20 protein-coding genes are annotated in these 24,524 nt (G+C 43.6%); 7 read left to right on the top strand and 13 right to left on the bottom strand.

Annotated elements, in window-relative coordinates; genetic code table 11:
• Window positions 1-228 precede the first annotated feature (228 nt).
• From B9G69_RS06345 to B9G69_RS06330, 4 genes are all read left to right on the top strand, one after another.
• Window positions 229-1,077: a flagellin gene (locus B9G69_RS06345; protein ID WP_088616335.1), complete on the top strand. Its 849-nt coding sequence runs from the start codon at window positions 229-231 to the stop codon at window positions 1,075-1,077.
• A gap of 533 nt (window positions 1,078-1,610) precedes the next feature.
• Window positions 1,611-2,444, top strand: coding sequence for a flagellin (locus tag B9G69_RS06340; RefSeq protein ID WP_088616336.1), 834 nt, complete (start codon window positions 1,611-1,613; stop codon window positions 2,442-2,444).
• A 162-nt stretch (window positions 2,445-2,606) separates the two neighbouring features.
• On the top strand, window positions 2,607-3,755 hold the full coding sequence (locus tag B9G69_RS06335; RefSeq protein WP_088616337.1) for a hypothetical protein: 1,149 nt from the start codon (window positions 2,607-2,609) through the stop codon (window positions 3,753-3,755).
• 164 nt (window positions 3,756-3,919) lie between these two features.
• Window positions 3,920-4,477, top strand: coding sequence for a hypothetical protein (locus B9G69_RS06330; protein WP_088616338.1), 558 nt, complete (start codon window positions 3,920-3,922; stop codon window positions 4,475-4,477).
• Window positions 4,478-4,539: 62 nt separating this feature from the next.
• On the opposite strand, the gene B9G69_RS06325 is transcribed toward B9G69_RS06330, so the two are convergent.
• The 4 genes from B9G69_RS06325 to B9G69_RS06310 all read right to left on the bottom strand — a co-directional run bounded on the left by B9G69_RS06325 (window position 4,540) and on the right by B9G69_RS06310 (window position 10,613).
• Window positions 4,540-5,310 carry a LysR family transcriptional regulator gene (locus B9G69_RS06325; RefSeq protein WP_088616339.1) on the bottom strand — a complete coding sequence of 257 codons (771 nt, stop codon included), beginning with the start codon at window positions 5,308-5,310 and terminating at the stop codon, window positions 4,540-4,542.
• 9 nt (window positions 5,311-5,319) lie between these two features.
• Complete coding sequence (locus B9G69_RS06320; RefSeq protein ID WP_265438012.1) at window positions 5,320-6,816, bottom strand: ABC1 kinase family protein; 1,497 nt, start codon at window positions 6,814-6,816, stop codon at window positions 5,320-5,322.
• A 49-nt stretch (window positions 6,817-6,865) separates the two neighbouring features.
• Window positions 6,866-9,484, bottom strand: a complete 2,619-nt coding sequence (rnr, locus tag B9G69_RS06315; RefSeq protein WP_088616340.1) for a ribonuclease R — start codon at window positions 9,482-9,484, stop codon at window positions 6,866-6,868.
• Between the two features lie 85 nt (window positions 9,485-9,569).
• Window positions 9,570-10,613 (bottom strand): outer membrane beta-barrel protein, encoded by a 1,044-nt coding sequence (locus B9G69_RS06310; RefSeq protein ID WP_254916966.1) that lies wholly within the window; start codon window positions 10,611-10,613, stop codon window positions 9,570-9,572.
• 524 nt (window positions 10,614-11,137) lie between these two features.
• Between B9G69_RS06310 and B9G69_RS06305 the strand changes: the two genes are divergently transcribed.
• Window positions 11,138-12,319: a hypothetical protein gene (locus B9G69_RS06305; RefSeq protein ID WP_088616341.1), complete on the top strand. Its 1,182-nt coding sequence runs from the start codon at window positions 11,138-11,140 to the stop codon at window positions 12,317-12,319.
• 78 nt (window positions 12,320-12,397) lie between these two features.
• On the opposite strand, the gene B9G69_RS06300 is transcribed toward B9G69_RS06305, so the two are convergent.
• From B9G69_RS06300 to B9G69_RS06285, 4 genes are all read right to left on the bottom strand, one after another.
• Window positions 12,398-12,847 carry a hypothetical protein gene (locus B9G69_RS06300; protein WP_088616342.1) on the bottom strand — a complete coding sequence of 150 codons (450 nt, stop codon included), beginning with the start codon at window positions 12,845-12,847 and terminating at the stop codon, window positions 12,398-12,400.
• A gap of 162 nt (window positions 12,848-13,009) precedes the next feature.
• Window positions 13,010-14,518, bottom strand: coding sequence for a methyl-accepting chemotaxis protein (locus B9G69_RS06295; RefSeq protein WP_265438011.1), 1,509 nt, complete (start codon window positions 14,516-14,518; stop codon window positions 13,010-13,012).
• Between the two features lie 179 nt (window positions 14,519-14,697).
• Window positions 14,698-15,231: an ankyrin repeat domain-containing protein gene (locus B9G69_RS06290; RefSeq protein WP_088616344.1), complete on the bottom strand. Its 534-nt coding sequence runs from the start codon at window positions 15,229-15,231 to the stop codon at window positions 14,698-14,700.
• Between the two features lie 54 nt (window positions 15,232-15,285).
• Window positions 15,286-16,857, bottom strand: a complete 1,572-nt coding sequence (locus B9G69_RS06285; protein WP_088616345.1) for a catalase — start codon at window positions 16,855-16,857, stop codon at window positions 15,286-15,288.
• A gap of 141 nt (window positions 16,858-16,998) precedes the next feature.
• Here B9G69_RS06285 and B9G69_RS06280 point away from each other — a divergent pair, with 141 nt between their 5' ends.
• Window positions 16,999-17,949: a LysR substrate-binding domain-containing protein gene (locus B9G69_RS06280; protein ID WP_088616346.1), complete on the top strand. Its 951-nt coding sequence runs from the start codon at window positions 16,999-17,001 to the stop codon at window positions 17,947-17,949.
• A gap of 40 nt (window positions 17,950-17,989) precedes the next feature.
• On the opposite strand, the gene B9G69_RS06275 is transcribed toward B9G69_RS06280, so the two are convergent.
• From B9G69_RS06275 to B9G69_RS06255, 5 genes are read right to left on the bottom strand one after another with little or no spacing between them, the layout of a single operon-like run.
• A complete protein-coding gene (locus tag B9G69_RS06275) occupies window positions 17,990-19,066 on the bottom strand; it encodes a hypothetical protein (protein WP_088616347.1) in 1,077 nt (358 codons plus the stop codon).
• Between the two features lie 14 nt (window positions 19,067-19,080).
• Window positions 19,081-19,956: an ABC transporter permease gene (locus B9G69_RS06270; protein WP_088616348.1), complete on the bottom strand. Its 876-nt coding sequence runs from the start codon at window positions 19,954-19,956 to the stop codon at window positions 19,081-19,083.
• The gene (locus B9G69_RS06265) at window positions 19,956-20,987 is read right to left on the bottom strand and encodes an ABC transporter permease (protein ID WP_088616349.1); all 1,032 of its coding nucleotides are present in this window, start codon (window positions 20,985-20,987) and stop codon (window positions 19,956-19,958) included. Before B9G69_RS06265 ends, B9G69_RS06270 begins: the two co-directional genes overlap by 1 nt.
• Window positions 20,984-22,459, bottom strand: a complete 1,476-nt coding sequence (locus tag B9G69_RS06260) for an ABC transporter ATP-binding protein (RefSeq protein ID WP_265438010.1) — start codon at window positions 22,457-22,459, stop codon at window positions 20,984-20,986. The genes B9G69_RS06265 and B9G69_RS06260 overlap by 4 nt, the downstream gene beginning before the upstream one ends.
• A 5-nt stretch (window positions 22,460-22,464) precedes the next feature.
• Window positions 22,465-23,442: a BMP family lipoprotein gene (locus tag B9G69_RS06255; protein ID WP_088616351.1), complete on the bottom strand. Its 978-nt coding sequence runs from the start codon at window positions 23,440-23,442 to the stop codon at window positions 22,465-22,467.
• 265 nt (window positions 23,443-23,707) lie between these two features.
• Between B9G69_RS06255 and B9G69_RS06250 the strand changes: the two genes are divergently transcribed.
• Window positions 23,708-24,424 (top strand): Crp/Fnr family transcriptional regulator, encoded by a 717-nt coding sequence (locus B9G69_RS06250; RefSeq protein ID WP_088616352.1) that lies wholly within the window; start codon window positions 23,708-23,710, stop codon window positions 24,422-24,424.
• Window positions 24,425-24,524 lie beyond the last annotated feature (100 nt).

Raw genomic sequence — 24,524 nt, 5'->3', positions numbered from 1 at the left:
TTAGGTCTAGATACAGAATGTAGTATTAGCGATTTGTAGTAATTTCAACCAGTTACGCCGCATCACACCCCATCTTTAGCCCAGTTTTGCATTTTTTTGAGACGTATCACTTTAGGAATTTTGAGACACACCGATCAGTAAGGGGAGAGATGAACTACCCAACGGCACTAGTAAGGTGCCTCGAGTTTCAAGGATCGAAACTCGGTAAATCTTCAAGGAGGAGGAATTATGGGTTTACGTATTAACACGAACACAGCTTCGTTGAACGCACAAAGAGTTTTGTGGGGAACGAAGATTGGTCTTGATAAGAGCATGGAAAAGCTTGCATCAGGATTCCGTATCAACCGCGCTGGTGACGATGCAGCCGGCCTAGCGATTTCTGAGAACTTAAAAGCTCAGGTTCGCGGTCTAAAACAAGCATCAAGAAATGCTCAAGACGGTATCTCCCTAGTCCAAGTGGCGGAGGGTTCGATGAATGAGATCTCTGGGATCTTGATTCGTCTAAGAGAATTGTCTGTACAAGCAGCTTCTGACACTGTCGGACCGACTGAGCGTCAGTTCCTGAATGTGGAGTATGATCAACTTGTATCTGAGATCGACCGTATCGCAGAAGGTACAGAGTTCAACGGAACTCAACTTTTGGCGGGTGTTGGTTCTATCTTGGATTTCCAAGTAGGTACTAGAAATAATCCTGAAATCGACCGTATTTCTTTCGACGCTTCAAAAGCTGACGCAAACTCTGCGGCACTTGGTGTAAACTTGACGTCTGTAGCTGATAAAGCTTCTGCGCAAAATGCACTAGCAGCGATCGATACAGCAATCGTAAGCGTTTCCGCTATGAGAGCTGACTTCGGTGCGATCCAAAATCGTCTACAATCAACTGTTTCGAATATCCAAGTTTCAGTTGAGAATATGTCAGCCGCTAACTCTCGTATCAGAGATGTGGATGTTGCTGAAGAGACTTCCGAAATGACTAGAAATAATATCTTGTTGCAAGCAGGTACTAGCGTACTAGCACAAGCGAACCAACAAGCTAACGTAGCACTTGGACTCTTGAACAAATCTTTCCAAGGTTAAGCGTCTAATGAACTTATCCTAACAAGGATGCTAGGGTAAGTTCCGACTCTGACCACGAAAGACCCGGTTCACGATCTTATCTTCAATGATCAGATCACCCTCAAGAGAACTTTCACTGCGGTGAAAGTTCCGAGTGTACAAGCCCGAAGCTCGCTTTACGAGCTGACAAATGATCTCTGTTTCCTGCGACGTGCCCCCCACTTAAATGTGGGGGACCACATTTGAAAAAACGCAGTGAAATGTATTTTGAGTTTTATCTTTTCCGACGGACTCATTCCGTTGATGACGACGATCCTGTCGTGTTTCTTTTTTGTCGTGCCTTGCACACGTCCTTTGTCGAAAAATTTCCTTCAAAAATAATTTAAAAATTTTAAAAAAACTAGACTCGAGTGACCTCAAATTTTTTCCGATGAGAATAGCGTCAGCTTATCGCAAGCCGACAATTTATTAATTTAACAGACGCACGGATCGCGTCTTATGCCAATGGATGGCAACACTTCACGGAGGAAGAAACATGATGCACGGAGGATAGAATGGGATTAAGAATTGGTACAAACGTGTCAGCGTTGAATGCGCAAAAAAACCTGTATATGACACGAATTAATGCAGACAGATCAATGGCAAGATTGGCTTCTGGACAAAGAATCAATCAAGCTGCTGACGATGCTGCCGGACTTGCGATTTCAGAAAATTTAAAAGGCCAAATTCGTGGTATGCGCCAAGCTAATAGAAATGCCAATGATGGTATCTCTCTAGTGCAGGTTGCAGAAGGTAGCTTGAACGAAGTTTCTAACATGCTTATCCGCTTGAGAGAGTTGGGTGTGCAGGCAGCTTCTGACACTATCGGTGATACAGAAAGAAAGTTCGTAGATGTCGAGTATCAACAGTTGAAGTCTGAGATTCAGCGTGTAACTGAAGCGACGAAATTCAACGGATACGAGCTTCTAAATGGAACTGGTGGAATGATCGATATTCAAGTTGGTGTTAATAATGATCCATTCCAGGATCGTATTAGCTTCAACGCCGGTGCAGCGAACTCATCGCTGGAAGCTTTGGGCCTAACTGCTGAGTCAGTAAGTTCTAAAGAAGGCGCTCAAACGAGCTTGAGCTTGATCGACACGGCTTTGACTTCGGTGAACGCGATTCGTGCAAACTTCGGTGCGCTACAAAATCGTCTGGTATCAACATCAAATAACTTGTTGATCGCAGATGAAAACTTGTCAGCCGCGAATTCTCGAATCAGAGACACTGACGTAGCAGCAGAGACGTCTGAGATGACAAGAAATAACATCTTGTTGCAAGCAGGTGTGTCTGTTCTAGGACAAGCGAATCAGTCCCAACAATTGGCACTGAAACTCTTGGGCTAATGCTGAAATAACGAATGTTAAATATCTAATTTAACTGAGCCCCTGATGGTTTAAATCCATCGGGGGTTTATTTTTGGTTTCAATTGATTTTCAAGTCGATGGTTTTAACAATGACTGCCATTTAGTGGTTGCCTCGGTGCGCCCTTTTTGGAATTTAGAGTCATGAACAAAATCTGCGTGTTTTTACTTAGCTGCCTGACTTCTTTCTCTGCATTTGGCTTCTGGGACCTGAACGACGTTTCATACTTGATGCCTTTACCTCGCAAAGTGGGTCAGGACCAACTTTTAAGCCTTAAATCTCAGGGGGCGGGTGGACCGATTTTACCGGTTCGCTTTATGGATACAATTCCGCCACTTTCTCCAGTGATGACACCAGACCAAACTAACGAAGCCTTACGTGTCGTGGCTATGCGTATTGATCCCTGCTTTCCTCTTCCGACTCCTCAGAACTGCCAGCGCCAGCTTCGCCTTGTTTGGCAGCCCCTTGAAGAAGGCAGATTTAAATCCCAAACGGTCGATGCAGCTTTGCACTCCTTCTATGTTTTGACAGATGAGGAGTTCATTTCTTTGCTGAATGACCTTCAGTCCTGGAAAGCTAAATATCGCATGAATACAACGGGTCTACCTTTGCAGATTCATCCGGTGTGGGCTCATGTGGAGGAAAACCATTCTTCCATCACGGATTTCAACAATGTCGTGCTAAAGTATGCGGGCCTTAAAAATCTTTCTCGTATCACTGCGATGGTTCTACGCGGTGCCGGGGATATGTGGGCGTTCGGTGGATTTGACGTTAAAGGCGGAAAGCTTCAGATGTTCAAGATTCATCGCACAGATCGCGCTGCACAGGCCTTTATCAATCGTGCGGTTCCTGCCGATCACTTTGATCAGGGCATGATCTCTCCCGCTCCTGAAGGTGACGATACCATTAATAGGATCGTAGTGAACTCTGCGAACCTGCAAACAGGCAATGAAGATTTAATTCGCAAGGAAGTTCTTGCTGCTTACCGTATCGAAAACCCTCATGTCTTTAATCCTGAAAACATGGATTGTGTGAGCTGCCACGTTGCTCAAACGGCTCGAGAATGGGCTGCGCGCAAACGTCCTGATATTAACTACACTGATTTGTTTCAGGCGGCTTCTTATAAAAACGCTAAATACAATATGCAAAACGTGACTCCCATCTTGAGTCACACTCAAAATATTCGTGCGTTCGGATACTTCATCGAGAACATTGCAATCAGCCAGCGTGTGATCAACGAATCTGCAGAAGTGGCAGACATCATTAACCAATTTGTGTCTTCCCAAAAATAATTGGCAGTCCAGTTTTAAGCTACATGTAAGGGCGACATAAGTGTCGCCCTTTTTCATGTCTTTCTTACGGAGTCAATTCACCAACTTGCGTCCTCTCCTGATCTAGTTCCGAATAAGAGCTACAAAAAAATATTTCCAATCAAGGAAGATTAAAGGAGAGGTTCATGAAGAAGCTGCTCGTTGTTTTAGCTGTGGGTTTGGCAGGAATGGTCGCGAAAGCAGAAACTGCCGATGTGTCGATGATGTCAGACGAAGTATCTATGCAAGGCGGTCGTACTTGGGTTTGCGGAATGCATTTCTCAGGTGTTTCGAAAGGCATCAAAATTATCGCCGGTAAATTCAAAACGACTGCATATGGTACTTTGAAATGTACAAGTTTCAATGGCACTAAATGGAGTCGTCCTGTGAAAATCACAATGGGGGCACATTGCATCGGGCCTCAAGTTGGACTTGGTTGGATCAAATTCCACGGAATCATGGGTGAGTTGAGTTTGTTCAATTCTGATCCAGATGTGATCTTGGGCAAATACTTGGCAGGTAATGGTGATGCTGCAGTGATCATCGGTGCAGGTTCATTCAAAGCGGTTAAAGTAGGCTGGCCACAACTTGCAGCAAACATGTCACTTAAAATCGCAACTGGTTTCGGTGTAACTCTTGGTATCGACCATCTTTACATCTCAGAAAATGGTGGCGAAGTTATCGAGCCGCCAACTCCGCACTAATGGATGGCTTAAGCGAGTTATGAAATGCAAAGAGGATCTGTTTCGCAGATCCTCTTTTTTGCTTACTCACTAATAGCTTCAGTGATGTTTTCCCATAGCACGGGATTTAATAGTTCTGAACCAATCATGAGCACTGGTTCAGCGTCTTTAGCCTTACCACGTTTAGCTTCCGTTGGTAAATGTCCTGTTCCGCCCGTATCATTTAACCAGGATCGGCGCACAGAGAGCGAGTTTGACACAAAGATGTGCGGAAAACTTTCTAACTCTTTTTTATTCGCACGACCGTATTCAAAGGTGCTTAAAACTGCAAAGTCGGGATTTGTTTCTATCAATTCCAATTTTTGAAAACCCAACTCGGTCAGATATTTAAACTTCTGACGACCTGGAGATTTGGAAGTAAAGATTAGGTCTAGGTTGCCCGATAGAAAATTTGCTTCAAGTTCATTGAGGTCAAAAATATCCAGAGTGATTTTTTTAACGCCCACTTCGGTGAAGCACTGACGACATGTATTCAATGCAAAATCAGAAAGACCTTCAAGTGTGCCGATGTGAAGTTCGCCGACCATTTGATTGTTGCTGATGCCTTGCAATTCTGTTTCTAATCTGCGAATCGATTTTTCAAAAATCTCGGCCAGCTGAAAGGCGACTGTTGTCCATCCAGATTTTCTTTTTGCAGAACGATCCAACAAAACGATTTTTAGCTCATCTTCGATTTTAGCGATAATTCTAGAAAGCTGTGGCTGGCTTAGACCCACATGAAGAGCAGCGGCCGATAAATTCTTAAAATTAACGGCTTTGGCCAGAATACTCATTTCATAATATAACTGCTGCATCGATGGTCCTTAAGACTTTTTGATATAGTTAATAAACGCGATAAAGCCGATAGCGACGGCCAGCCCAAATCCGATGAAGCTCATTGTAGGAATTCCAGCGATATGATTTTCAGTCGGATGAACCGAAATATAGGCCGAGCTTAAAATCAATGAGCCAATAATCACGCCCAAAAACAGTAAATTGAAAGAAACCTCGATGGATTTTTTCAATTCGGACATTTCTGCGACTTTAAGTCGGAAAGAATGATCAGGACTGTTGATTTTGCGGAAATAGAAATTGAGCTGTCGAGGAAGTGCATTTAAGAAACTTCTGGATTCGCGTGCGATCTGAGACATTTCGTCCATCACACGAGCAGGACCCAGTTGAGTTTTTGCAAGCTCACCGGCGAAAGATAATGAATACTGCAAAAAATCGAAATCTTTGTTGAGTTTACGGCCAATGCCTTCGACTGAAACAATAGATTTAAAAAACATCATGAGTTCTGTCGGAACCTTGATGTGATGTCTTGCTGCAATACCTGAAGATCTTAAAAGCAATTTACCCAAATTGACGTTCTTAAGTGTCAATCCATAGTAGGGAGCGATTAATTCGCGCAATTCTTTCGCAAACAGATCCACATTAACTTGATCAGAGAACGGGGCAAGATCGACATATTCAAACGCCAAACGCTCGTAATCTTCCATGGAAAGCGCCAGCAGCATATTTGCAATTGCGCCTTGGGCGCGTTTGTTCAAGCGGCCTACGACCCCAAAATCAATCAATCCGATATGGTTGTCAGGAAGAATAAAAAAGTTACCTGCGTGAAGATCTCCGTGAAATAATCCATCTTCGAATACCATTTGCAGGTAGGCGCCCAACGCGCGCTTGATAACTTCCTGTGAGGCATTCCCCTCACGAATTTGAGAATCCGCGCTCAGTGGAACCCCAGGCAGGGCTTCCATGATCAGAACTCTTTCTGTGGATAGCTCCAAATAAACTTTTGGAATTTTTATCGTCGGATCATTTTTAAAGTTTTCTTGGAAACGACGGATGTTGTTAGCTTCAACGATAAAGTCCGTTTCCAGCTCTAAAGTTCTAAAATATTCTTGAACGATTGCTTCGGGATTGAAGGGACGGCTCTCTGGAACATAGGTCACTAAAAGATCCGCCAGCAAATACAGGACATTCAAATCATCGTTAATAGTTTGAATAATACCGGGGCGCTGAACCTTGATAACAACATCTTCGCCCGAAGCAAGACGAGCCTTGTGGACTTGCGCGATACTTGCTGATCCTAATGGCTCAGGATCAATACTGGAAAAGGTTTTATAAAGAAGTTCACCGAATTCATCCTTTAAAACACCTTCAATAACATTAAAGGGGAGGGGTTGAACTCGATCATGCAGTTTTTCAAATTCAGTAATATAAGCTTCGGGAACTAGATCGGGGCGAGTGGCAAGGAGCTGTCCCAGCTTTACAAATGTGGGACCCAGCTCCTCGAAGCTCATACGCATACGTTCTGGCATCGAATAGGATTCAATGTCAGACGATGCATTTAAGCGTTCAATGACGAACTTACCGAGTTTTACCTTTTCCGCGACCTTGTGAAACCCGTGCCTTGCGAACACCCCCACGATCGTTCGAAGTCTCGCCGCGTTTTTTAGAGTCTTTCCGATTTGGCTTCCGGTCTTTAAGGCTGTCACTATTCTTCTCCGAGTAATCGTCATTATCACGAAGTTTGCTTTGCTCGGCAAACAGCAATTTCTTACTTAGTTTTGGTTTGTCTACAGAATCCTCACCCTTAGCTTTGCGGTGTTCAGCTGGACCCAGGATCATACGCAGCAAATTCTCGTCAGGACCCTTTTTCTGATCATCCTCACGAGCAGCAGGTCGGAATTGCATCGCTTTTTGCTGCTTTTCTTCCTGACCTCTTGAGTCTTGGCGTTTATCACCAAAGAAACGAGATTTTTGATTTGGATCTCTTTCTTGGCGTTGAGGTTTCTTCTGACCACGCTCATGATCGCGACGAGCTTTATTTTCGGTGCGACCTTTTTTGTCTTCACGAACGCTAAAAGATTTCTCATCTTTTTTATCACGGCGATCATCTTGGCGACGATCATCACCACGACGGCGATCTTCGCCTTTCCATTCGTTTTGACCTTTATCTTTCTTACGCAGACGATTTAAATACTTCTCTGCGGAACGAGCCGCTGAGGATTTTTCCCCACCCGTTTCATCATCGAATTCATCAGACATTTCGTCTTTGATTTCCATGCCGGCTTTTACAAAGTTAATTTGTCCCAGCTCTGGATCTGCGGCAGCTACCTGGATACGGATATTATCACCGATATTATAAGACATACCCGAGCGTTTAGCGATCAAGCGTAGGTTCTCTTCGTCGAACTCCCACTTGTCATTGCCAAGATCATCTAGACGAACTAATCCGTCGATATCGTATTCACGCAAAAGGACAAAAATACCAAACTTTGCAACTGAGCTGATCATTCCATCGAACTCCTGGCCCAGGAATTTTTCCATGAAACGAGCTTTTTTGATGGATTGAACTTGTCGCTCTGCCTTTGTAGATCTTTGTTCAGCTGCTGACAGAATTGTTCCTGCAGAAGCTAAGTCGTCCTCGCTCATTAAGCGATACTGATTGCTTTTGACGACTTGAGTTTTAAGCAGACGGTGAATGATCAAATCTGGATATCGACGAATCGGAGATGTGAAATGTGCATAGAACTCAAAGCCCAAACCAAAGTGTCCTACGTTGTTGGGACTGTATTTTGCTTGGCTCATCGATCTTAATGTCAGGATATTTAAAATTTGCGCTTCAGGACGATTCTCAAACTCTTCCAAAGCTTTAGTGAGACGTTTCTGTAATTTACCCTGGCCTAGCTTGGTTTTACCGCCAAATGTCGCCATGTACTTTTCAAGAGTACGGATAGCCATCTCATTGGGAGGTTCATGGATGCGGTAAAGCGCAGGAACATTTTTGCCGTGAAGGAATTTTGCAACGGCTACGTTCGCAGCTAGCATCATCTCTTCAATTAAGCGATGGGCAAAGAGGCGTTCAGAACGTTGGATATCGATAGGAACTCCAGCGCCATCGATGACAAGTTCTGTTTCTGGAATCTCTAGATCTAAAGAACCCTCTTTAAATCTTTTGGCCATCAGAATTTTTGCAAGATCGGCTAGGCGAAGGATGTTGTCTTTAACATGATTAAATTTTTCGGCGCCATTGCCGTCGATGACTTCTTGAGCTTCACCGTAGGTAACGCGGGCTTTACTTTCCATCACTGCTTCATAGAAATCAGAACGAAGCATCTCTCCCGTAAAGTCGAACTGCATTTCAGCGACCATACAAAGGCGGGGAACGTGAGGATTCAAAGAACACAAGCCATTACTTAGGACCTCTGGTAACATCGGAACAACAAAGTTCGGGAAATAAACGGATGTTCCACGCTCGTAAGCATCACGGTCAATTGCAGAACCGCCTTGCACATAGTGGCTTACGTCGGCAATCGCAACGTACAATAGAAACCCTTCATTATTTGATTCAACGTAAACAGCATCGTCGAAATCCTTTGCTGTAGCGCCGTCGATTGTAATCAAATCAATGTCGCGCAGATCTTTACGACCTTTATAGTCTCTTTCATCAGGAACGTCCTTAAAGCGCTTAGCTTCCTCTAAGGTCTCTGCGGAAAAATCTTGAGGAATATTTGAAGACAGGATGACGCGCTTGATATCCGTCAAAGGATCTAGGGCATTTCCGATGACAGATGTTACTTTTCCCGTAAATGACTTGCCATCTTCTGGATAAGAAATAACTTCAGCAGCTACCAGTTCTTTGTCTTTGGCGTTCATGGAGTCTTCGATCTTAATTTTCAGATCTTGTCCCCAACCTTTACCTTCATCGCGCAGAATTCCCAGCCTGTCATTCAAACGATAGAAGCGACCAACGAAAGTTTTTGTACCTCTAGCTACGACACGAATGATCTCGCCACGGAAACGTTCGCCACCTTTTTCAGGATAGACCTCGACAGTGACCTTATCATTGGTCATCACGCCTTCCATGGAGTTGCGAGGAATGTAAACATCAGGATGCTCTTTATCTTCTGGGATAAAAAAGCCGAAGCCGTCTGGATGTCTTTTGATTGTGCCTGTAAGGATCTTCTTTTTGTGCGTGCTCAAGGTTGCTTCCTTTACTCGATATAATGGTAGCACACTTGATGGGGATGTCGAAAAAAAAGGGACCGCGAAGGTCCCTTTTTAAAAATTAGAAGCTTGCTAAAGCTCCTAGAGTAACTATTTGCATATCTTTTGTTGGTTTTCCGTTTCCGTCATTAAATGTTTCATCAGCGTTGTCTGCGCGATACTCTACATAAACATGCAGATTTTCGCCCAGCGCTACTTTGTCATTTATCGTGAGGGAGTTCACTTTATCAGCATTTCCGTAAAGGCCTAAATGCATTGCCCCACGGATCATTTCATAGCGCGCTGAAAACGAATTGTTCCAGAGTTTGTAGTTCACTAATGCTGCCGTATCGTCGGACCAGCCACCGCCACCTGCATCTGGAGTGTAGATTTTAGAATCGTACATCATTCCAATCATCCAGCTATCACTGATACGATAAGTTGCCCATACGTTGGAGGAACTGTTTTCTGCAGTTCCAGTTGTTGGAGAGTTCGCCGTGTCTTTTCCAAAAAAGTATCCCGCAAACCACTGTAAATCGCCAAGCGTACCGTTGGCAGAGATCTCGGTAGTCTTAGTCGGTTTGTAGTCATCGCCGTACAGGTTATATTTAGATGAGTTATAAGATGATAAAGTTGCAGTTAAAAGGTCGCTCATCACGTATCTGCCGCGAATACCTTCATTGTAGCTTGGGGTGATGCCTTGGAAAGCGATGGAGTAGTTGTAGAATAGATTTTCTGATCTCAATACAGATTCAAAACCCATGGTCGTCAAGAAACGGCCTACACCTATATATATGTTAGGGCGTGGTTTATAGTAGACCTCGACCTGATCAAGCATTCCCAGATTATTTTTTACTGTTGTCGTGCCATTTGAATAATCGGTAGGTTGATAAACCAAACGTGCAAGAATCGATAGCTGATCAGTTTCTTTTTTAGCAAGAATTTGAGAGGTATTGATGCGATAAGTTTCGTTCTGAGCATCGCTCGAAAATGGTACAGCAATTCCATCTTGAGAGAAGTTATAATCAAAGGCGATCTCGCCGTTGACTGTGATTCCACCAATTTCCGCTGCATATACAGATGAAGTTGCAAGAGTCATTAACGTCAGAAGTTTGAAAATGCGCACCAGGTTTCTCCTTTAATTTACGTTTTGTTTATTGGATTCGTTCACCGCGTGTTTGTCATTTTGTGACTGTGTGAACAGACCAAGGTCTAGTTAGATGACATAAAATTGATTGTCTACTGGACCATCATCGAGTGTTAAACGACTAGTTTGAGCTTTCGCGTCAATGAAAGTTGTTTTGATCCTAAGTAATCACAGATTTTTTTGTGGATATCTCTCTTTTCAGAGGGACATTGAAGAAAGTATCGCCTTTGATTTGTCTGCACAAAACTGGCTGCTGTCGCGGGTTTGCTCTGCAAATAATTTATTTTTTTTGAGGTCACTGGAAAAAGAAACATAAAAATTTTCGTGCAAAATTTTGGAGGAAAGTTGCGAAGTAATTACTCCACTTTTTGATCAATCCCGATGTTCCCCGGCATTTTTGTTGTTGATCTTGTCCAAGGTCCTATTTAGCCTTTTTTTATACGAAAATACTTTTAAACGATTTGAAAGTTCAAAAATTGCAACGAAACGAAAGGATGCATTTTATGAAAAAACTTTTAGCAATCGCGGCTACTCTTGCAGCTAGCTCAGCATTCGCAGGCGTTAAATTGGAAGTACGTTCCGATTACGTTAACACTCCAGACTACAAAACTGTGAACGGTACAACTGACATCGGTGGTACTTCTTTGTTCACTCCATCTGTAGCTCGTCTTTACTTGAACGGTAACGTTGGTGAAGCGGTTATTGAATCTGCTTGGAACTTGCGTTCTTTCGCTCCAGAATTTGCGGTTTCTCCATACTCTGGAACTTCTGATCTTAACAAAAACATGACTGTTGATAAATTCGTTGACCACTTGTGGGCTGGTAAAGCTATGGGTCAATGGATGTTCAAAGCTGGTAAGCTTGAAACAAACACTGGTGGTTTCGAATTCCAAAAATCTCTACATGGCGATACATACTTAGTATCTATGGCTAACAGAGGTGTTGGTGGCGTTATCCCGTCTCTTGGTGGTGCGACTCCTTACTTCATCCAAACGGGTGCTCTAGTAGCTAACCCAGAAAACTCATCTGGTGTATCTGCGGCTTACACTTTGACTGAAAACCACAAATTTGAAGTTCAAATCACTAACCAATACAATGGTTCAACTTGGACTAACTACGGTACTGTGAACGGTACTTCAACTAACGTTAGATCATCTGACCGTGGTCACCTTTACGGTTTGAACTACCTAGGTTCTTTCGTAGACAAAATGTTGGTTCTTAACTTGAACTACACTGCTGGTACAGGCGACGTTGCTCCAATCGGTGGCGCTATGACTGGTAACCAATATGAGTTCATGGCAGCTTCTCTACGTGTAGCTCCAATGGCTGACTTGACTGTAGATCTTGAATACTTCGGTAACAAAGACACAGTTCACTCTGGTGCAACTACTACTGATTTGAAAACGAACACTACAATCGTAGAAGCTCGCTACAACATCAATGGTTGGGTTCCAGTTCTTAAGTACGAAATGTCTGAAAATAAATCAGATACAGCTGCTCAACAATTCAAACGCGAAGCTTATGCTGTTGCAGTTGAGTACGTACCTAAAGCTGACGAAGCTTTCCGTTACCACGTAGCTTACGTGTCTTCTAAAGACAAAGACTTCGGTGCAGCTGGTTACCAAGATATGACTAAAAACCAAATGGTTGTTGGTTTCAAATACATGGGCGACATGGCTAAGTAATTTGATTCTCACTTGCTGAGATCATAAAAAAAGCCCAGGGAAACCTGGGCTTTTTTGCGTTTAAATACCTATGAATTTTTAGTATTCCTTAACGGACGTGATCGCGTCGTTCAAATCCTTAGCAAGAATTCTTGCTTTGTCTTCAGAGAAATTTGTTTCCAACCCTTTGATAATCAATTCAGCTTGGGACAGTGCTTGGCCAGCACTTCTTGTTTTACCATTGATAACAACGACGGCTTCTAGGCTTGGAGCCTTTTCTTTTAACATCATGATTTGAGTACGTAGTTCGTTAAGAGCAATTGATTTGTTCTCTACGGCACTTTTGCCACCAAGATCCGCCATATTTGCTTCGATTTTTGTAGCCGCATTGATCGCTAAATACTGAGTATCTGGATCGTTCATCATCATATCTTCTTCGGAGGCGTGGGTTTTATTGATTACGTTTTCGTCTTGGGCAGACATAGCCATCGCTTTAACAGAACCCAACAACATGATGATCGCCATAGCTAACATTACTCTCTTTTTCATTTCTCTCTCCCTATAGTTTAGACTCAAACATCTATTTGCGAGAGTTGTGCCTTGGTATTAGCTAATAGGGTGAAGCTGAGATCGCAAAAATTAAACAGGAGCCAATTAGTGGCTCCTGTTTATTAGACTTGTCTTAAAATGAGATTTAATTAAATGGTCGAATTAGCTGGCTTTCTCGTAAACTTGCATGTGCTTCTTCAAAGTTTTGCGCTCAAGCTTCGGCACGATTTCTTGCTCTGCTTTAGAGCTTTGACCGCGGATTGCTTTCACTAGTTCTTGGATTACGTTCCCCATGCTTTCTGCCTGCGCTGCAAGTTCTTCAGATGAGGCGGCAGCTTCTTCTGAAGACGCTGCATTCACCTGAGTCGTTTGATCCAGTTGATTCATAGCTTTACTAATCTGTTCAATACCATTTGACTGCTCGGAGCTTGCTGCGGAAATTTCTGTATTTAAAGCAGACACCTTTTTTACTGAATTCAAAATTTCAACTAACACGGCAGCACTTCTTTGAGCTTGCTCGCCGCCGTTATCGATACGTGTGACACTTGAGCGGATAAGATCGCCGATGTCTTTAGCCGCAGCGGAGCTTCGTTGTGAAAGGGCGCGTACGGCCTCTGCCACAACCGCGAATCCTTTACCTTGCTCTCCTGCACGTGCGGCTTCGACAGCTGCATTAAGGGCCAAAAGATTCGTTTGGAAGGCAATATCATCAATAACAGCGATAATATCGTTAATTTTCTTAGAATCTGCCGCAATGTCAGTCATTGATTGAGAAAGTGCTGTCATCTCGGTTTCTCCGCGTTTCGCAAGATCGCTTGTTTCCGCAGAAAGCTTTGCAGCAGAGCTGGCATTTTCGGAGTTAGTTTTAACCATCGAAGAAAGCTCTTCAATTGTTGCAACGGACTCTTCCAGGGAAGCCGCTTGTTCTGTCGTAGCCTCAGATAATTCCGTTGCAGCAGTGGCGATTTGATCGGATGCCGCAGAAACTTCCTTTGAAGAAATAGATAAACTGCTAATAATAAGATTGATAGATTTGCTCAAATTATAAAGAACGTAGCCTGCGATGGAGCCACCAATAAGCATAGAAAGAACAGTCATTAGAATCATCATGAAACGAGCTTCTTTATATTGCTCTTCCATGTGAATCACTTCTTCCTGCATTCGTTTTTCATTTCGGTCTACCGTGCTGTCAATGAGGTTTTCACCATTTAAACGCAATTCACGATTGGTCACACTACTGATTTTAGAAGCGTGTTCGTGATTGCTGCTGTGAACAGCTTTGCGAATTTCGTGAGCGTTCGCCCACCAACCCTCGTAAATTACTTTGAATTTATTCAACTCTTCTTTCCCAAGTTCCGTTGAAACTGAAGAAAGCTCGGTTATCTTTTTCATGATTTCGTCGTTTCGCTTATTCATGCGATCCTCGATAACGGCCAATTCTTTCGCATCATCGACTAAAATAAAATTCTTTTCATTGATCAGTTGGATGTAAAAGATCGAACGAATATCTTTAATTAAAGAGACTCGCGCACTTTTTTCATAAACCAAGGCTTTGATAGAATCATTCATCGTCTTTAGACGAAGTAAGCCGATTGTTGTAATAGTTAATGACCCCATTAGCAAGATGCCGATTACAAACATCATTTTGAAATTTAGGCTTCTATTTTTCATAAGTTCTCCCAATCGATCTAACTATCGGCTGTCTTTTTGATAGCCTACATTAAATTTCATTGGGAAAATGAAGATTTGGAATTGGTCAGGTCTCAAATTTTCTTGATATGAGATCGTCTTGAACAATTGTTAAAGCTCTTCGTCGAGAATCCACCGAGGGTGGTGATGTAAAAATTAATTTACTTCGATTTGCGCCCAAGAATATTCAGCATCTCTTCATTCCCTTGGCCTTCAGCGAGTGAGGTTGCGGTGTTGCCGTTAATATCTTTTTTAGATTGATCAGCGCCGGACTTTAAAAGTTCTTTAGCAATTTCGTTGCGTCCAAATAGGGACGCAAACATTAACGGAGTTTGGCCGATTTCATTAGCATCATTTACACCACATTTGGATTTAAGAAGTGTCTTGGCAATTCCCAAGTGTCCTTTAAAGATCGCGCCTAGTGTAGCCGTGTTGCCACGTTTATCTTTCACGCAAGGATCTGCTCCTTTTTTTAAAAGATATGTGACAGCTTGTTCCTGGCCATAATAAGCCGCATAAATCAAAGCAGTGTATCCCTTTTCATCAACCGCATTTATTTCAGATTTATGAGTGCTTAGATAATCACCCAGAGCTTGAATGTCGCCACTTTTTGCAGATTCAAAATAAGGCGTGTTTCCCTCGGCAAGAGCGGTGCAAGAGATCAAAGTGAGACCGAACAACAATTGATTTTTCATAAATTAACCCTAAAAATAAGGGGAGCCTCCGGACAGAAGGCCCCCTGAAGGACATTATTGAGCAGCAACTTTTTTAGTGTCGTCATTCAATGCAGAAGCAATTCGTTTAACCTCAGGCAAGTCAGCCTTAGCTGCTTTTGCCAAGCGCTCACCATACTCAGTGTCGGCCGCGTATGTGTGAGCTACGATTTGATTGCGAATTTTAATATTTTTGACGGCAAGGAGGTCGCCGGCAAAGTTATTGATCAATGCTGCGCGCTCTTTTTCAGAAAAGCTTCTGTAAGTTTCGCCAGCTTGACGGAAGTTCAAAGTCTTTTTGATCATCTGTTGTTGAGTCGCACCACTTAAAGGCAACGAGCTTTGTTTAAATCCATCTGCTTGCGAGTAAATGCCTTCTGCGCGATCTGGATTTCCATTAAAGCTATTTGGTTGATAGTTCACTTCACCCTTAGTAATTTTACCATTCATATGGCCTTGCTGGCCGTGTGAATTCACGTTTAAAGGGCGGTTTACCGGTAACTGCAAAGCATTTACACCAATTCTGTAGCGTTGAGTATCGGCGTAAGAGAACATGCGACCTTGCAACAGGCGGTCTTCAGAGGCTTCAATCCCAGGAACGATATTCGAAGGCGCCAATGCCGCTTGTTCTGTATGTTCGAAAAAGTTCTCCGGAACTTCGTTCAAGGTCATGGTCCCAAGTTTTACGACTTTTAACCCTGGAATGCGAACCCATTCTTTAGTTGCATCCAGTGGATTAAAATCGAAGTTATTCAACTCTTCAGGTTTCAGCAGCTGGGCCTCTAGCTCCCAAGAAGGGAACTTCTTTGCCCGGATGGAAGAGTACAGATCATCGGTCATATGATTGAAGTTCTTGCCTTGCATTTTTGCGACTTCATCGTCAGAAAGATTTTTGATCCCATTCAGGCTTTTCCAATGAAATTTTACGTAAGTGACTTCACCTTTTTTGTTCACGAATTTATAAGCGTGAACACCATTGCCGTCCATTTCGCGATAACTTGCTGGCGTGCCCAGATCTGAATACACGTAAGTTAGCATATTGATGGACTCTGGAACGTGAGCAAAGAAATCAAAGAATCTGTTGGGATCTTGAATGTTAGTTACTGGACTTGGCTTCAGAGAATGAACCATGTCGGGGAATTTCATTGCATCGCGAATAAAAAATACGGGCAAATTATTTCCCACAAGGTCCCAGTTGCCTTCTTCAGTATAAAACTTCGTCGCAAACCCACGTGGATCACGCAAAGTTTCAGGAGATCCGCTTGGATGGATCACAGAGGAGAAACGAACAAACACTTTTGTTTTTTTGCCTTTTTTGGAAAATAGATCCGCACGTGTGATCGCGGAATTATCAGCTGCACTAACGAATTGACCATAGGCGCCGGTACCACGAGCGTGCACGACACGTTCTGGAGTTCTTTCTCGATCAAAACGCGCAAGTTTTTCGACAAGGTGAGTATCCTGAAGAAGAACAGGACCTGTTTCACCAGCTGTTTGAGAGTTTTGATTGTCGCCTACAGGCGCGCCGTTTTCACGAGTCAGTGTGGTTTTGGCAATAGCAATCCCACTTACGAGCATCACGGATGCCGCAACAGTAAAGAGTTTCATGCTGTAGATTTTCCTTTCTTTCTACGTTGGAGGTATTGCTATTATCGGTGGTGATAATCTCAATTGGTATTCGATTGATTCTATCGCTTCGATAGATCAACTCTATGGGCGCTTCACTTATGTAAAGGACGCATTCGGTTTATGCCTACATTAAGTCAGTTAGAATATGTTCTCGCGGTCGAGAAACATCGTCATTTTGGTAAAGCAGCTGACGAATGTAATATTTCTCAGCCAACATTAAGTCAGCAGATTCAAAAACTAGAAGACGAAGTCGGCATGATTATATTTGATCGTCTGCAAAAACCTATCTTACCAACCACGGAAGGTGAAAAGTTCCTGGAACAAGCAGCTATAGTGTTGCGAGAACATCGCAAGCTTTTGCATGTCGCAAACTCTCAGTCAAAAGGAGTTTCTGGGGAATTCCATTTGGGAGTGATCCCGACCATCTCAAGCTATCTGCTGCCATTGTTCGTAGAGACGTTCTCAAAAAAGTATCCAGATGTTGAATTGTATATTGAAGAGTTAAAAACAGAGACGTTGTTACAAGAGCTAAAGAATGACCGCTTAGATGGGGTGATCATGGCGACTCCCATTCAACAAGGTTTAAAGGTCCATCCACTGTTCTACGAGCATTTTTATCTTTATCTATCTCAGGGGCATCCCTTGCTTGCAAAAGATCTGGTTCGCAAACAAGACATGAATGCCTCAGAGATGTGGATGCTTAAAGACGGGAATTGCTTTAAAGATCAGATAGCCAATTTCTGTTCAATTTCAAAAGATCACGATACCGTTATCAGAAATGTACACTTTCAAAGTGGCAGCTTAGATACCTTAAGAAATTTAGTTCAGCAAAGTCGCGGATATACGATGATTCCCGCTCTGATGGCCGAACTTATGTCGACATCAGAACGTAGTAAACATGTACGAGGCTTTGAAGGTGCAAAGCCCACCCGCGAGGTCAGCTTTGTGTATCGTCGAGATCATTGGAAGCTGGATGTAATTGATGCCATCAAAAATTGTGTGATGGATTGCCTGCCGGAGTGTGTGTCGAGAGTAAAAACCAACACCCACGAGGTGCTGGAAATTTGTTAAAATAAATGGGCCCCTGTTACCAGTGGCCCTTCGTGATTTCTTATTTTTTTTCCGTTTTAGCTTCTGCTGCTGGAATTGAATAATAGTCCGGCATTACGAAATCCACTGTGAACGGATACTTGTAAGACTTGTAGGCTCCGATCTTAGGCTTACCTGCTTTTACGTAGGCTTCATCCCACAAATTCGCTAACAATAAAGCGCCACGAGCCATGTCATTCACAATGATCGGTTTCATCGTCTTGAAAGCAACAGAGGCTGGTTTTCTTTCTGCCTTGGTTCTGATTTCCATGCCATGTTCTTTTTTAACTTCTGATGGTTTTGTCACTGGATCTAATTTAAAAAGTTTTGGAACTTCTGTGTTTGAGATCACTGACAGAGCCTTCATCTTTTCGATGACAGTCGCGGGTTTTAAGAACGAAGGATTCTTGATTGTGCGAGCCTGTTTAAGCACCAACCAATCAAGATCGCCATCGAACTCGCTGACGACAGCGTCTTCAAAGAAAGCGTGGATGCCGCCGTGGCCTGTTGCCCAACCGTCATAGTCAGCTGTCGTATGGAAAGGTTGAGAGATGTCTCCAACAAAGTGCCCCATCAAACCCATATCCACTGCCATTTGGTATGCCAATTTATTGAATGGAAGGTTTTCGTCTTGTTCTTCTTTAAAGTTTGCTGGCGGTTTTGCCGCCGCAAATTCTTTGTTTAAAGCGCCAATACGATTTACGAATTGATCAGCTCTCCACCAAGCTGAGCCAAATTCAGTCGGAATGTCTTTAATCGTCACTCCGTCATTTCTAAATTTGTTCTCTTTGCCTGTGTAGTCAGTCACGATTTTTTTGTAGTCAGTAGGAATGTCAGCAACTTTAAGTCCGATAACTTCGATATCAATAAAGTGGGCAGGATTGCCATGTTTCGCAGCGTCTCCGCCCAAACTTTTCCAGTAAAAGTCAGGAATGTTGCAAAGGTGACCCATCATTTGCGGTTTGTTACGCAAATAATCTTTCAAACCTTCCTCTTTAACCAAAAAGACAGCCGCGCGGCAAATAGCATCGTGTCCGCGACCTCCCCAGGCAAATGCTGATGAAGATACCAACAGCAAAGGTAAAATTAATTTAAACATGATGAACTCCTTTATTACAGCTCGCGACCCAAAGCTTTAGGTGGACGGCTTGCACCGATAAACCCTGCTAACGCCACGATCGTAACGACGTATGGTAAGATCTGAATAAATTGAACCGGAACGGTGACGCCACCAATTTGCACGCCCTGCAGGCGAATTTGCACGGCATCGGCAAACGCAAATAACAAGCAGGCAAAGAATGCCGGAAGTGGTTTCCATTTACCAAAGATCAAAGCCGCCAAAGCCATAAAACCACGACCACCAGACATCATTGGTGAATACGAAGACGCTAGGAACAACGACAAACTTGCGCCACCCCATGCTGCGAAGGCTCCACTTAAGGACACAGCAGCCCAACGCACTTTGCGAACACTGACGCCAGCTGAAATCAACGCTTCTGGATTTTCGCCGGCAAACAAAAGCCACAGTCCTGAACGAGATTTTTTTAGCCACAATGTCAGTAACGCTACCAACACAAAGGCAAAAATCAAGGGTTCATAATTAAAGCGGAATTCAGCAGGAAGCGGGGGAGTAGAGCCTGTCGAACTGAAAAGAATTTTTGTAGCAAATGGAATTACACCCATAACCAACAAATTGAACGCCATGCCCGTCACAATTTGATCAGCTCCCAGTTCAATCACGAATAAAGCATACAAAGCGCCAATTAAAAGACCTGCAAGCAGAGCGGCTCCCCAACCAAACCAAGCAGAGGAAGAATATACCGCCACGACAGAACCTGTGAAGGCGCCAACCAGCATAAAGCTTTCAAGTGCAACGTTAACCACACCGGAACGTTCGCTCATCATACCGCCCATAGATGCAAAAATCAGTGGCGTTGCCAAACGAAGTGTTGCTAATCCCAATGCCAAGATCATGAAAAAGAATTCCATTAGTCCTTCTTCCTTTGGCGGCGCGAACGATATTCCCAGTAAGCACTTGCTGCCACACCAAGAATAATGAAGGCCTGAATGATACGAGAGAAATCACGAGTGATCGTAGAAGTTTCTAAATCCAGATCAGAAGCACCCTTGTGAAGAGCGCCCATCAAGAATCCAGCTGCTATAATGCCCAAGGGATTATTTGCTGCTAGCAACGCCACCGCGATACCGATGAAACCATAGTCTGGAGAAAAACCCACGCGATACTGGCCAGCGCTGCCGATAACTTCAGATAAAGCGACACACCCGGCGCACGCACCAGCCAAAGCCATTGCGATGATTTGAACACGTTTAGCGGAAATACCAGAACGTTGTGCTGCTTCAGGGTTTGAACCCACCGCTCGCAATTCAAAGCCCCACGTGGTTTTCCAGAGGAATATCCACATGAAAACTGCCAGGACGATTGCAAAAACCAAGGATGCATTCACTGGAGTATCGGGGAAGAAACGCGCAATTAAATCGTAGTCTTTAAACATATAGTTCGCAGACACCATCGCTGTTTCAGGATTTTGTGAATTAGGATTTGGAATAACTTTAAGAGCAAACCAGCTCGCCAGACCAGCGGCGATGAAGTTCATCATAATTGTGATGATAACTTCGTGGCTTCCGCGGAAAGCTTTTAGCATACCCACGATCCAACCCCAGAAAGCTCCTGCTGCCAAAGCACCAAGGAAAGCGATAAGGGGAGCCAATGGAAATGGAACAGTCGGAAAGAAAACACCGATGGCTGCCGCAGTGACAGCCGCCATCGTAAGTTGTCCTTCAGCGCCGATATTGAACATTCCCGCATGGAAACCAATTGCCACCGAAAGACCGCAAAAGATCATCGGTGTTGCGTAAGACAAAGTCATACCCAGGTCATAAGTGGAACCAAAGGCACTCTTAACCAGGATCATAAAGATATTAATTGGATTCTCGCCAGCAAAGAACGTCAGCATCAAAGCTGCAACCAATCCAATGATGAAACCTAGGAAGCGTTTCAATGGCCACCTCCCATCGCCGCACCAATTTTGATCTCATCAAATTCCTTACGAGACAATTCAGCCACAAAGCGACCTTTATAAAGAACCAAAATACGATCAGAAAGAGCCATCAACTCGTCCAACTCAGAAGAAATCAATAAAACCCCGGCACCGGCATCGCGAGCCGCGCGAATTTCGTTATGAATAAATTCAATAGCACCGATATCCACACCACGTGTCGGTTGAGCGGCAATAACTGCTTGCGGCTGTTGCAACAAAGCACGCGCTACGACCAGCTTCTGCTGGTTACCACCAGAGAAGCGAGAGAAAGCCAGGCCCTCATTGCGAGGACGAACATCGTATTGTTCCATCGCCGCGCGAGTCGCAGTAACGATGTCTTTAATTTTCAAGAAAATCCCACGGGCAAACTTAGCCGTGCGCTGTTGACCCAAGATATAGTTTTCATAGGCAGGTCGCGAAGGCAAAACACCGAAGCGCAAACGGTCCTCTGGGAAAGAACCGACCTTGCCATGAATCATAATTTTTCCAGACAGATGCTTTTTTGAAAACTCGTGCTTATCGAGAAGTGCGCGGATCAAAATGTCCTGACCGTTGCCTTCAACGCCAGCGATGCCGACAACTTCACGAGTACGAACTGTCAGGTTCATGTTTTCAATTTTATGGTTTCCAAGCTGAGCTGTCAGATTTTGAACTTCAATCACAGGCTTTGGATCGATTTGAGTGGAGCGCTCAACAGGATTTTGCAAACGACGACCCACCATCATCTCGGCAAGTTCGGCAATAGATGTTTCGGAAGTCTTACGACAACCGATAACTTTACCTGCACGGAACACAGTTACTTCATCAGTCAACGCCATCACTTCTTTAAGTTTGTGCGTGATGATCAGAATCGTTTTACCTTCAGCTTTAAGTTGGCGAAGGTTTTTAAAGAAGTCTTGAACTTCTTGCGGAGTTAAAACCGCCGTCGGTTCATCCAAGATCAAGATCTCAGAGTTTTGTGAAAGGATTTTCAGAATCTCGACTCGTTGTTGGGCACCCACAGAAAGATCTTCAACCTTTGCGGTTAGATCCACTTCGAAACCATAACGAGCGGCTACGTCGTTTAAATGTTTCAATTGCTCAGCGCGGGGCAAAAGAGAGAAGGGGCCGCCATCTTGTTGTAACAAGATGTTATCCAAAGCAGTTAATGGTTCTGCCAACATAAAGTGTTGGTGAACCATGCCGATTTTGGCTTTCATAGCGTCAATAGAGGAGTGAAATTCTTGAGTGGAGCCATGAACCAGGAATTCACCACCCGAAGGTGTGTAAAGTCCAAAAAGGATTTTCATGGCCGTAGATTTGCCAGCGCCGTTTTCGCCCACGATCCCGTGGATCGTACCTGCTGTGACTTTGAAAGAGATGTCTTCGTTTGCGACACAGTCACCGAAAATTTTAGAGATATTTCGGAATTCAACAGCAGGGACTTGGCTCATCGGACTTACTTCTTTTTATAGTAATCTGGAACTTGGATTTGGCCTGCGATGATTTTCTTTTTAATCTCGTCGACTTTCTTCTTCATTTCCGGAGTTATTAGCTTTTCATTATGTTTATCAAGGGTGTAATCCACGCCGTTGTTTTTAAGTCCGAAGCGAGCGACCTCTGCCTTGAACTGACCGGCTTGGGTTTCCTTGATCGTTTCATACACAGCTACATCAACTGCCTTCAACATGGAAGTTAGGATTGTGCCAGGTTTCATCCAGTTCTGATTCGAATCAACACCAATTGCGAATTTTTTCTTTTCTTCAGCAGCATCGAACACACCTGTGTTTGATGCACCTGCGGCAACAAAGATCACATCGATGTTTTTGCCGTACTGAGCAAGGGCAAGCTCTTTAGATTTTGCAGGGTTGTTCCAAGCTTCGCCAGTTACGCCCACATAGTTTTCAGAAATGTTGATTTTAGGATCCACATATTTTGCGCCGGCAACATAGCCCATCGCAAAACGGCGGATCAAAGGAATATCCATTCCGCCGATAAAACCAACAGAGTGAGTTTTGGAAGCCATTGCTGCCAATGCACCAACTAGGAATGAACCTTCGTGCTCTTCAAACATCAAAGAGCGAACATTCGCCGCCGTGATTTCACCATCGACGATGGCGAATTTTACTTTTGGAAATTGCGCTGCCACTTTTTTAACAGCGTCAGTTTGTGCAAAGCCAACACCGATAACGAGGTCATAGTTTTTACGAGCGAAATTGCGGTGGAGATTTTCGATTGCGTTTGTGTCAGTTGCTTCAACGTACTTCAATTCGATCTTAAGATCTTTCTCCGCCTTAGTGGCTCCAGCGTAAGCTGCGGAGTTAAAAGATTTGTCGTCCTTACCACCTTTATCAAGTACTAAGCCGACTTTAATGTTTGCGAAAGTTGTGGTGCTGATTGACAGAAAAAACAGTGTAACGAAAAACTTTTTTGTCATTTGATGATTCCTTCACACATGCAAAATTTCATGCGTCTGCGCATTTAATAAGCGTTTGATTTCACAAATTTTTTAAGATTTTTTGTCGGGCTGAAAGTACGAGCGTCCAGAGTATGAGTCAAGGCAAAACATTTCAATCCCCTAATGGTCAACTCTTACAAGTCGGTTATGTCTTAATTTCAATTAGGCTCTTGTTTTATACCAGTTTAGGATGGCCTAAACGTTAGCAAACAACAACTCAGATAAAGCACGGAGGACTAAGAGCATGGAATCGCAAACGATACTCAACGGCGGAGTTAACTCCCTAGGTTTTATGGGCCAACAAAACTTGAACATCCCAACAACTTCGAATGTTCCTTACGAAGTGATTCACCTCAAAGAAGAGGAGATGATCTTTAAAGAGGGCGACACTCCCAAAGGATTGTATTATGTGCAATCAGGATGTGTGAAAGTTGTCGTAAATCGTTCTCACGCACGTGGCCGTACGACGACAAATGAATACGTTACTAAACTTGTGTCACCTGGCGAATACTTCGGCTACAAAGCCTTGGTAAAAGGCAGCGTTGCTCAATGCCACGCAAAAGCCGTGAAATCGACAGTGTTGTGGTTGTACCCACGCGAGTTGATCCAAGTTGCTATGGCACAAGCGTCACCAATGGTTAAATTGCTTTTGAATCAATCAGTAAACGATCTTGAGTCTTTCGAAAACACGAGCCAATTGCATTATTTGGCATCTGTTCAAGAGCGTATCGCTTACCAATTGGTGATTTTAGCAGACCGTTTTGGTGCGCAAACGCCAAATGGCATCTCTTTGAATCTAAAACTGACTCGTAATGAGTTCGCGCAATTGGCTAGCACGATTAATGAATCGTTGTCTCGTCACCTGACTGAATTCAAAAACGAAGGTTTGATCGATTTGAACGGTAAAGAAATCATCATCAAAAATCGTGATGGTTTGATGAGACGTTCCGGAAATTTCTAAATCGCCACTCCCGTAAAATTGAACACACAAAGATTGAAAGGCCGACTCGAAAGATCGGCCTTTTTGCTTGACGCAGCGAGCCCGCCAAAGGTACCCCGTA

This window comes from Bdellovibrio sp. SKB1291214, from assembly GCF_002209355.2.
Classification (GTDB): domain Bacteria; phylum Bdellovibrionota; class Bdellovibrionia; order Bdellovibrionales; family Bdellovibrionaceae; genus Bdellovibrio.
The sequence above is the reverse complement of the archived record's forward strand: the minus strand, read 5'-3'. Positions and strand labels throughout refer to the sequence as shown.

Bases quoted from the DNA above. Each gene is read 5' to 3' on its own strand.
- B9G69_RS06345 (WP_088616335.1), top strand. From the start codon at position 229: ATGGGTTTACGTATTAACACGAACACAGCTTCGTTGAACGCACAAAGA.
- B9G69_RS06340 (WP_088616336.1), top strand. From the start codon at position 1,611: ATGGGATTAAGAATTGGTACAAACGTGTCAGCGTTGAATGCGCAAAAA.
- B9G69_RS06335 (WP_088616337.1), top strand. From the start codon at position 2,607: ATGAACAAAATCTGCGTGTTTTTACTTAGCTGCCTGACTTCTTTCTCT.
- B9G69_RS06330 (WP_088616338.1), top strand. From the start codon at position 3,920: ATGAAGAAGCTGCTCGTTGTTTTAGCTGTGGGTTTGGCAGGAATGGTC.
- B9G69_RS06325 (WP_088616339.1), bottom strand. From the start codon at position 5,310: ATGCAGCAGTTATATTATGAAATGAGTATTCTGGCCAAAGCCGTTAAT.
- B9G69_RS06320 (WP_265438012.1), bottom strand. From the start codon at position 6,816: ATGCCAGAACGTATGCGTATGAGCTTCGAGGAGCTGGGTCCCACATTT.
- B9G69_RS06305 (WP_088616341.1), top strand. From the start codon at position 11,138: ATGAAAAAACTTTTAGCAATCGCGGCTACTCTTGCAGCTAGCTCAGCA.
- B9G69_RS06300 (WP_088616342.1), bottom strand. From the start codon at position 12,847: ATGAAAAAGAGAGTAATGTTAGCTATGGCGATCATCATGTTGTTGGGT.
- B9G69_RS06295 (WP_265438011.1), bottom strand. From the start codon at position 14,518: ATGAAAAATAGAAGCCTAAATTTCAAAATGATGTTTGTAATCGGCATC.
- B9G69_RS06290 (WP_088616344.1), bottom strand. From the start codon at position 15,231: ATGAAAAATCAATTGTTGTTCGGTCTCACTTTGATCTCTTGCACCGCT.
- B9G69_RS06285 (WP_088616345.1), bottom strand. From the start codon at position 16,857: ATGAAACTCTTTACTGTTGCGGCATCCGTGATGCTCGTAAGTGGGATT.
- B9G69_RS06280 (WP_088616346.1), top strand. From the start codon at position 16,999: ATGCCTACATTAAGTCAGTTAGAATATGTTCTCGCGGTCGAGAAACAT.
- B9G69_RS06275 (WP_088616347.1), bottom strand. From the start codon at position 19,066: ATGTTTAAATTAATTTTACCTTTGCTGTTGGTATCTTCATCAGCATTT.
- B9G69_RS06270 (WP_088616348.1), bottom strand. From the start codon at position 19,956: ATGGAATTCTTTTTCATGATCTTGGCATTGGGATTAGCAACACTTCGT.
- B9G69_RS06260 (WP_265438010.1), bottom strand. From the start codon at position 22,459: ATGAGCCAAGTCCCTGCTGTTGAATTCCGAAATATCTCTAAAATTTTC.
- B9G69_RS06255 (WP_088616351.1), bottom strand. From the start codon at position 23,442: ATGACAAAAAAGTTTTTCGTTACACTGTTTTTTCTGTCAATCAGCACC.
- B9G69_RS06250 (WP_088616352.1), top strand. From the start codon at position 23,708: ATGGAATCGCAAACGATACTCAACGGCGGAGTTAACTCCCTAGGTTTT.